The sequence below is a fragment of the Streptococcus sobrinus DSM 20742 = ATCC 33478 genome (assembly GCF_000686605.1).
GTDB lineage: Bacteria > Bacillota > Bacilli > Lactobacillales > Streptococcaceae > Streptococcus > Streptococcus sobrinus.
In genome coordinates, this window is the sequence record NZ_JMLC01000042.1 from 1 (window position 1) to 8,722 (window position 8,722).

At 42.9% G+C, this 8,722-nt stretch carries 9 protein-coding genes and 1 pseudogene; 2 read left to right on the forward strand and 8 right to left on the reverse strand.

Annotated elements, in window-relative coordinates; all coding sequences use genetic code 11:
• Together BS63_RS0110005 and BS63_RS1000000111455 are read left to right on the forward strand one after the other, a co-directional pair.
• On the forward strand, window positions 1-300 hold a 300-nt coding region (locus BS63_RS0110005), incomplete at its 5' end, for an IS30 family transposase (protein ID WP_028798571.1).
• Window positions 301-395: 95 nt separating this feature from the next.
• Window positions 396-1,794: pseudogene (locus tag BS63_RS1000000111455) on the forward strand (aminotransferase-like domain-containing protein).
• A 94-nt stretch (window positions 1,795-1,888) separates the two neighbouring features.
• Here the strand turns inward: BS63_RS1000000111455 and BS63_RS0110015 are convergent.
• From BS63_RS0110015 to BS63_RS0110040, 8 genes are all read right to left on the reverse strand, one after another.
• A complete protein-coding gene (locus BS63_RS0110015) occupies window positions 1,889-2,401 on the reverse strand; it encodes a DUF1307 domain-containing protein (RefSeq protein WP_002963064.1) in 513 nt (170 codons plus the stop codon).
• Between the two features lie 723 nt (window positions 2,402-3,124).
• Complete coding sequence (dltD, locus tag BS63_RS0110020) at window positions 3,125-4,396, reverse strand: D-alanyl-lipoteichoic acid biosynthesis protein DltD (RefSeq protein ID WP_002962088.1); 1,272 nt, start codon at window positions 4,394-4,396, stop codon at window positions 3,125-3,127.
• The gene (dltC, locus tag BS63_RS0110025) at window positions 4,389-4,628 is read right to left on the reverse strand and encodes a D-alanine--poly(phosphoribitol) ligase subunit DltC (protein WP_002962085.1); all 240 of its coding nucleotides are present in this window, start codon (window positions 4,626-4,628) and stop codon (window positions 4,389-4,391) included. Before dltC ends, dltD begins: the two co-directional genes overlap by 8 nt.
• Window positions 4,629-4,815: 187 nt before the next feature.
• Window positions 4,816-6,078 carry a D-alanyl-lipoteichoic acid biosynthesis protein DltB gene (gene dltB / locus BS63_RS0110030; protein ID WP_002962083.1) on the reverse strand — a complete coding sequence of 421 codons (1,263 nt, stop codon included), beginning with the start codon at window positions 6,076-6,078 and terminating at the stop codon, window positions 4,816-4,818.
• Complete coding sequence (gene dltA, locus BS63_RS0110035; RefSeq protein WP_169447860.1) at window positions 6,075-7,601, reverse strand: D-alanine--poly(phosphoribitol) ligase subunit DltA; 1,527 nt, start codon at window positions 7,599-7,601, stop codon at window positions 6,075-6,077. The genes dltB and dltA overlap by 4 nt, the downstream gene beginning before the upstream one ends.
• Window positions 7,602-7,629: 28 nt before the next feature.
• Window positions 7,630-7,752 carry a teichoic acid D-Ala incorporation-associated protein DltX gene (locus BS63_RS1000000112005; RefSeq protein ID WP_002962078.1) on the reverse strand — a complete coding sequence of 41 codons (123 nt, stop codon included), beginning with the start codon at window positions 7,750-7,752 and terminating at the stop codon, window positions 7,630-7,632.
• A 366-nt stretch (window positions 7,753-8,118) separates the two neighbouring features.
• The gene (gene rpmH / locus BS63_RS1000000112010) at window positions 8,119-8,253 is read right to left on the reverse strand and encodes a 50S ribosomal protein L34 (RefSeq protein ID WP_002885866.1); all 135 of its coding nucleotides are present in this window, start codon (window positions 8,251-8,253) and stop codon (window positions 8,119-8,121) included.
• Window positions 8,254-8,432: 179 nt separating this feature from the next.
• On the reverse strand, window positions 8,433-8,722 hold a 290-nt coding region (locus BS63_RS0110040), incomplete at its 5' end, for an ISAs1 family transposase (protein ID WP_028798572.1).

An 8,722-nucleotide genomic window follows, 5' to 3' on the forward strand; every position in this document is an offset into this window, starting at 1 on the left:
CTATTTCCAAAAGAGGCTCTTAAAACCTTCACTTCAGACAGAGGAAAAGAGCTTGCCTGCTATCCTCTGGTAGAGAATTTAGGAATTTCCTTTTTCTTTGCGGACGCCTATTCATCCTGGCAGAGAGGAAGCAATGAAAACGCAAATGGCTTACTAAGAGAATATTTCCCAAAGAAAACAGATTTAGCCGCTATCTCTGATGAGGTTTTGAATAAGGCTTTATATGATATCAATCACCGACCACGAAAATGTTTAGCTTACAGAACTGCTAGTGAAGCTCTAGAGGATGAGTTCAAGTAAATGTTGCACTTATTCTTGCAATTTATTTAATAAAAAAACGACTCGATAAAAAGCCTCAAATTGTAGGCCAGACAATTTTACGGAGATAGATGCACATGCCAGTCAATTCATTTGAACATTATCCAATGGCTTGGAGACCCGATAAACAGTTATTAGGAACCCCCTCTATTTAAAGCTAGCCAAGCGTTTAGAACAAGATATCCAAGATGGAACTTTACCTGCTGGAACCCAACTCCCACCTCAAAGGGAACTAGCCGACTTTTTAGATATCAACCTCAGCACCGTTACAAGAGCCTTTAAACTCTGTCAACAAAAGGGATTAATTTATGCCATCATTGGGAAAGGTACCTTTGTATCCTTTCCCCAGTCTCTTCCTTTAATGTCACTAAAAAAAGACGAGACTTTAATTTAACTCGGCAAAAGCTACTGCGATTATCAAGCAGATCCAATCCTGTCTGAAAGCTTTAGCCAAGCATTACAACATTCATCTGAAATCTGGTTCAGTCAACCTGATAGAACGCAGCAAGAAGAAAGGCATAAGACGATAGCCAAACAGTGGCTTCAAAAATTTCAAGTTCAGACATCTACCCAAAATATCCTTTTGACTTCTGGCACTCAAAACGCCCTCCTCATTATCCTATTATCCCTGTTTAAGGCTGATGACAAAATTGCTACAGATACCTTCACCTACACCAATTTCATTACCCTGGCCCACCAAATGCAGCTGGAACTGATTCCTATCCTCTCTGATAATCAAGGGATTATTCCCCGCGACTTAGAAAAAAAGATAAGGCAACAAGGTATTAAAGGACTCTATCTCGTCCCTACTGTAAACAATCCAACGGCTACCAGTATTCCGCTGCAGCGTAGAAAAGCTATCAGCTCGATTATTAAACAGTACAGTCTCCTACTCATAGAAGATGATGCTTACGCCTTCACGAACAGCCGTCGCCTTCCTCCTTTTGTCTCCCTTATTCCAGAGCAGACCCTCTATATTCACAGCCTATCAAAACCTTTATCTCCCTATCTGAGAACAGCCTATCTAGTTGCACCACAAGGGTTGATAGCTGAACTGAACACAACTTCCCAGACCATCAATGCCCCAATTTCTGCCTTACATCTCCAGTTTACAGACTATCTACTGACAAGTGGCAAGGCCCAAGCCGTTATCAGACAGAAGAAAAAATTAATTGTCGAACGAAATACTTTGTATCAGCATTTTTCCCGAATTTCACTTCTGACAACCCGCTGTCTCTGCTACAGTGGCTGCCCCTTCCACCAGGATGGGATGGATACGCCTTTGAAAAATTGGCTCAAAACCATAACTTAGAAATTTTATGTGCTGAACGTTTCTTGGCAGGAGGAAGACTAAATCAGTCTGCCGTTCGCCTAGCTGTTCTTTCCCCAAAAACTAAGCAGGAACTCAAAAGAGGATTAATAATCCTAAAAAAATTGATTTCCCTCGTTGATAACAAGCACACCAAACCACAGTAACACTTGCCCCTTCAAAATTATCTTCGTTCGGCATCGCCACTCATGTAGCCAAAGAAAAGAGCCCAAATCACGTTTGAGCTCTGTGTCTTCTTGCTTAATTCAATTCTTTGAATTTTCCATCCATAACTTGGGTGTAACCTTGGTTTTTCAGAGTCTTAATCGACTGTTTATAGCTGATGTGGTCGACCCTTTTGCCAGAAGGGACCTGAAGCTGTAGGAGATCAGCGTTAGCATTGATATCAACCTTAGAAAAATCTACAGTTGTGGTTTCAACTAGACGATCATTCTTGTAGTCAACCTTATGGGTGATTCCCTTAATACCGTCCCACTTCTCAACTCCCTTAGTTTCCATATACTGCTTGGCAGCATCGGCAGAATCTACCTGAATTGTCGAATAAAGTAAGGTTGTCGTGGTAGTCATCTTTAAAACCTTATCATCCTTATACTCATAATGATTGCGAACATCCATTTGTCCTGCCTTCAGCAATTGAAAATCCGCTGTCTTAGTAGGATCCGTATCGGTGTTTGCCTCTTTGCTACCACAAGCCACCAAAGTTAGGACTGCCAAAAAGGCAACTAAGCCGAGGACTATTCTTTTTAATTTCATAGGATTATCTCCAATCTTTATTGACTCCAAGGTCATTATAAAAATCCCATAGTGGCTTGTCAAGCGCTCTCATTAATTGTAACTAAAAAAACAGTATTAATCCTTAGATTAGAAAGGTAAAAAACGGGACATAAACAAAGAGGCTGGGAGAAAAACTCCTAACCTCCTTGCTTTTTCGACATTGAACAGTTTGACGCAGTAGTTGATTTGTGATGAGTGACTTGACACTTTAGTGTTTAGTCACTCACATACCAGTGAAACGACGGCATGATGTGGCAAAATCATCTAGCTACTAAAAGTAGCTGACGACTAACAGCAAGCACCATTGTGCTTGTCTAGCCACCTCACTAGCTACGATAAAACTATAAGGTCGATAATTTTATCTCCACGTCGTGTTAATTTTTATTATAAAACATACCAGTGAAGCGGCGGTAATATCCTTAACCCCTGTTAGGCAAGTGATAGGTTCAACAGTCTGGGAGACTGTTGGAGAAAACTAAGTCAACTTTGCGGAGATGGAAAAGTGGAGGATAGTCTGAGAATTGACTAGACTTCCCGCAACACCCTTTTTGACTAGTCGATAATATTAGTCAAAAAGAGGGAGTAAGGGAGGCAGACAAGGTACCCTAGTACTTGTCGGCCTCCCTTGAACCTTAAATTATAAGAGTGAGGTCAATCGATTTGACGAAATCAGGATTGAGGCTCACTCCCTTGCAACTTATTTTATTGAACCTTGAAATCCTCAGGTTGGCCTGTATAATTAGCCCAATCCTGACTGAGGAAATCATCATTAATCTGGTAGTTGGGTTTGGCTTGCTTCTTGGTCAAGAAAGGATTAATATACTTGTCAGCCGCTAGCCAACCATTCCAGCCCAGATGGATGGTGTCCTGCATAAAGTAAGGACGATCGCCATCCTTAGACAAGTCAGCAATATGAGTAAAGCCTTGGCTTTGCAATTGATACTTGATCTTGGCTACCGATTCTTGATACTTCTTAGTATCTAATCCGGTGTAATCAGACCATTTCTTATTAACTGGCGGGATGATGAAGAGGATATCCGTATCCATCTGCGCAAACTGGTTAAGGACCAGCTGTAAGTCATTAAATTCTGGTGACTCGGTATAATTGAATTTCTTTTGTGAACCTTTTAAGGCCTTGTAATTCCCCTTAAGCCGAGTGTTAAAGAAACTATTGGAAACACTGAAGGGATTGTTATCCGTTGCCTTAGCAGCCAGCTTATCAGCCCGATTGGATAGAGTATCATAAGAGAAATTCTTAGGTAGCTTAGCAGCTTTTTTAGTAATCTTACCATCGTAATTTCGACTACTTACTGCAAATTGGCTATAGAAATTATCTTCTTTTTCCAAGACCTTTTGCATGACTTTAAGTCGACCGCGATCCGCCTTAGATAGCTCTTGGCCCTTAGCCACCTTTTCCATCATCTCAGCCATAGAGGCTTCTGGATAAAGTTTGAGGAAACGCTTCGCCGCATAACGATCATAGGTTGTCCCTCTTTGACTGCGCAAGAAACGAACCATCTGGTCACTACTAAAGAAGCTTTGAAAAGCCGCAGGATTGGCCCCCGTCTTAACAAACCATTGCGGTGAAATGACATAGACCGCCTGCTCATTAGTCATCTGAGGAATAATCTGCTGTATCCCAAAATATTGCGTCAGAGAAGCTGCTCCTCTTTGCCCCAATAGGTAGGGAGTGTAGCCTCGATTGTATGCTTCCGCCAAAACAGAAGGGTGCATGGCATCCATCCGCGACCATTCACTAGAACCAAAGAAAGGGACAAAGCGATGATTAGGGTCGCTAAGAGCCCTTACTTTTTTTGAGCGGCTTTTAAAGCTAATCTTAGTCAAGGCTACGGCATCATCCTTTTCAGCCTTGAAGGAATGCCCCCCCTTACTTGGGTAGAGGCCAATCAAGCCGACAACCAAGACCAAGGCACAGACCAGAGGGCCAAAAACTTGCCATAAACGTTTAAGCATTACGTAACTCCGTTACCCCTTGAACAATCTTGTTCGCTGTGTTCCAGTCATCACGGCCGAACTCAGAAACTGGGACGCTGATGTCAAAATGGTTTTCCAATTCAACAATCAATTCAACCGTGCCCATACTATCGAGCACACCAGCATCAAACAAGTCTTCATCCATCATGTCAGAGACATCTTCCATGAAAAGATCATCAATAATTTCAATAACATCTGCTTTAATATCCATTTTTATTACCTCACATACCGCTAGGGATTGGACTAGACGGGACTTTGTTATTTCTACTCAATAAAAATCAAAAATAGACAAGGGAGGGAACATCAAGAACCGCCATAGCAGGTCTTGCAGCAAGTCCAGTGACAAAATCACGGACTTACTATGTCCATTGTATCTTTTTGACTTTTGAAGAGTAAATTTACTGTTTAATCAGCGGATTATTGAACCACTGGGCATCTAGGAAACCTGAGAAGAGTAAGAAGGAAACCATAACCACGTTGAAGGTGATAAAGATTCCCAGAGCCTGAGTCCACTTGTTATCAGGCAGAGGCTCTTGCCCCTTCTTCTTTCTTTCCTTGTTTATTTTTTTCTTCTTGCGGAACCAGGCATCATTGATGACCAGGCCGACTCCGTGAAAGAGACCATAGGCGATATAGTACCAGGTCACCCCGTGCCAGAAACCCATGACCAACATATTGATGATATAGGCCACACTAGAGGTGACATTACGGTTATCAAAGACCTTCTTTTGGATCAAAAGCTTAACCAGCCGCATGAAGATAAAGTCACGGAACCAGAAGGACAAGCTCATATGCCAACGATTCCAGAATTCCTTCAAATCCCTTGAAATAAAGGGTTTGTTGAAGTTAATCGGGCTCTTAACCCCCATCAAATTTGAAATGGCCAGGGCAAACATGGAGTAGCCGGCAAAGTCAAAGAAGAGGTCGAAACCATAAGCGTACATAACACCTAGGGTATAACGGTTAAAAACACCACCCATCTGGAGGGCATTCTCCTTCATCGGAGTAAGTAGATAAGTCTCATCCAAGTAAGCAATGATGAACTTGTAGAGGAAACCTAGCATAATCCAATGGATAGCCTGCTCCAGCATGTTGAGCAACTCATCTCGCTCAGGAATCTTCTGGTAGTCCTCATCAAAGCGCTTGAAGCGATCAATTGGTCCACTTGAAAAGGTGGGCATAAAGAGCAAGAAACGCAGGAATTGCCAGAGAGTAAATTCCTTGAGAACGCCGTCACGCATTTCAATAATCATGCCGACCGCTCGGAAGGTTAGATAGGAAATGCCTAGGAAACCGAAGAGGGAAGCAAAGCCATGTGAAATGGTTGGGGCCACCTTGACAAAAGCCAGCGGTAAGACCGACAGGAAGCTCCAGAAATAAAAGACGCCAGAACTATTGGCCCGCTTGCGATAAGCCTTGTAAGAAAAGACCAGGGCTGTCTCCCAAAGGACATAGACAAGCAGTGAAGTTAGCTGGTTGAGATTTTTCCCCGTCAGCATCAAGACAATAAAGACCAGACTGACCAAGGCCTCGTAAGGAGCGAAGCGCTTCTTGAAAAAGAGGCCGATAAAAATCGGCAAAACCGCTAAGAGAATATAGAGAAAATATTGGGGATTCCCATAAGCCTCTAGCTTGGGGAGAGAGGTCAAAAAGCTGATCATCGCTTGTTCACCTCATTCATGATCCCCTTAATATCAATCTTGCCGTTGGGAGTCAGAGGAAGCTCATCGCGATAGAGGAATTTTGAAGGCATCATATAGTCCATCATGATATCCTTGAGATCTTCCTTGATGGCCTTAGTGATGTCTAAGGCTTTATCAAATTGCTCCTCAACACCGTCCTTGAGGACAATGTAGGCCAGAAGATTTTGCACCTTGTGGTCCTTATTGTAACGAGGAACCGCCACGGCTGAGTCAACATAGCGAGACTTATTGAGGTTCTGAGCCACATCTTCCAATTCAATCCGAAAACCATTGAACTTGATTTGGAAGTCCATCCGACCGCCGTATAGAAGCAGCCCCTCATCGGTCATTTTCCCTAGGTCACCCGTATGATAGGCAGGAAGACCCTGGTAGTCAAAGAAGGCTTCTGCTGTTTTCTCAGGATTATTGAGATAACCCTTGGATACGGCAGGTCCAGAAACAATGATTTCACCCTGCTGACCATTTGGCAAGGGGTTGCCGGCCTCATCAATAATATAGGTCGGCGAGTCCTCCTTGGTATAGCCAATCGGCAGACGTTTGCAAGTGGCTAACATTTCGTCAGTTACCGCAAGGGCCGACAGGGCAACAGTCGCTTCGGTTGGGCCATAGGCATTGACAATTCGAGCTCGAGGGAAACGTTCCCGCAACTTCTGGGCCGTCTTAACCGTCAGCTCCTCCCCATCGAAATAGAAATGGGTCAGGCCAGGCAGGGTCTGGCTGTTAAAGTCATCTGATAACATAGCCATATCAACAAAGGAAGGGGTTGAGGTCCAGATCCCAATGGGTAATTCATTGATGGTTGCGAAGAGCTTTTTAAAATCAGCGATAACTTCCTTAGGCAGAGCGAAGAGGGTTCCCCCTTTGGCTAGGGTTGGAGCCCAGTACATAACTGACAAATCAAAAGAATAGGGTGGTTGTGCCAACATCTGTGGATGCTCAGGAACACTGAACTGCTGGTCGCTAATCATCCAATTGGTAAAGCTGAGCAGGTTATCGTGGGAAATTTGCACGCCCTTGGGCTTGCCTGTCGTCCCTGAAGTGAAGATAATGTAGTAGTTATCATCACCTTCAACTGAATGGGTCAGCTGATAGCTAGCCTTCTGAGCAAAGGCCGCTTTGACTTGATCCAAATTAAGGATGGGGTTGGCCACATTGGTCAAGGGAAAGTCACCAATGGCAATAATCAGGCTAGGTTGTGCCACTTCTATAATAGCTTCAATCCGATCTAGGGCAGAATGCTGATCAACAGGAATGTAGGCATGACCTGTTTTACTGAGAGCAAGGAAGGTTGCCAACATCTCATACTCTTGACCGCCAAAGGCCATAACGGGTGACTTAGCCGGCAAATCTAGACTATCGAGGTAGGCAGCAAGGGCATCAGAATCTGACTTCAACTCACCGTAGGTATGGACTTCTCCTAGAATGTTATAAACAGGATAATCCGCCTGCGATTGGGCATAGGTCTCAATCGTTTGAATCATATCTTTAATCACAGTAGTCTAACCTCTCCTAAAATTCGTTGTAAATAAAGTTGCCTTGGCCACGACCAAGATAGCTAAAGAAATACAATAGCATAAGAATAATAATAAAATACAAGGCTGTTCGCCACAAGAATCGCCAGTGGGATTTCATGTTTGCTTTCCCTCTCATTTTTACATTTTCAGGAGATTGACGGTCAGCCCAGCTAGCAAACTATCTCTAACTAGTACAAAATACCCATCTTACCTGAAATATTTAGTCTTCTTATTTTACCATATTATTGCAGGTTGGCGATAGTTAATCGTTTTCAGATGGACCTAAGACCAAGAATCAGCCTTTAGACCTAGGTTAAGGTCCTAAAAACCGTAAAAAATCTAACATCCTAGGGAAGGTTTGATACCATTAGCAAATAGATCTACTTTTTTATCCGATTTGTCAAACTATTCTCTAAAGAAAGGTCTAGAAATTTACCCAAAAAAGGTCAGCCCCCTCGAGTATGGGCTGACCTTTTTATCGTCATTAAGCAGACAAGACTTTACGTCCTTTGCGACGACGTGCTGCAAGAACACGACGACCGTTCTTAGTTGACATACGATGACGGAATCCGTGCTTACGTTGACGACGGATCTTACTTGGTTGATAAGTACGTTTCACCTGGAATACCTCCTCATAGATTTTCGTATTCGTTTAGCCGGCTATAATGTGATCAGTTACTAAACATACCAGACTATTTTATAACAAACCGGTCAGGCTTGTCAAGGTCTACTGTTTCTCTCCACGACAAACGCATGAATGTTTCTTCTCTGTTTTACCATAGACGATCACTTTTTTGACTAGATTAATTTCTTCAAATACTGGTCAAAGTTCATCCCTAAGTTGAATTTTTTCCGTCTCAAACTCATTTTCTTGCCAACATCTAACTGTTTAAGCACAGCTAAACAAAACTTATCCAGCACGTTCAAGTTAAAAGCTAATTGTTTATTCAAGGTCTTGTTGGCGTCCTCACGAAAGACAACATCCAACTGCCAATGCATGCTCTCAATTTGCCAATGCCCACGGACATAAGCACAGAATTCCTTAGCACTTGCCTGACAACTTAAGATAAAGTAACGGGTATCCTCAC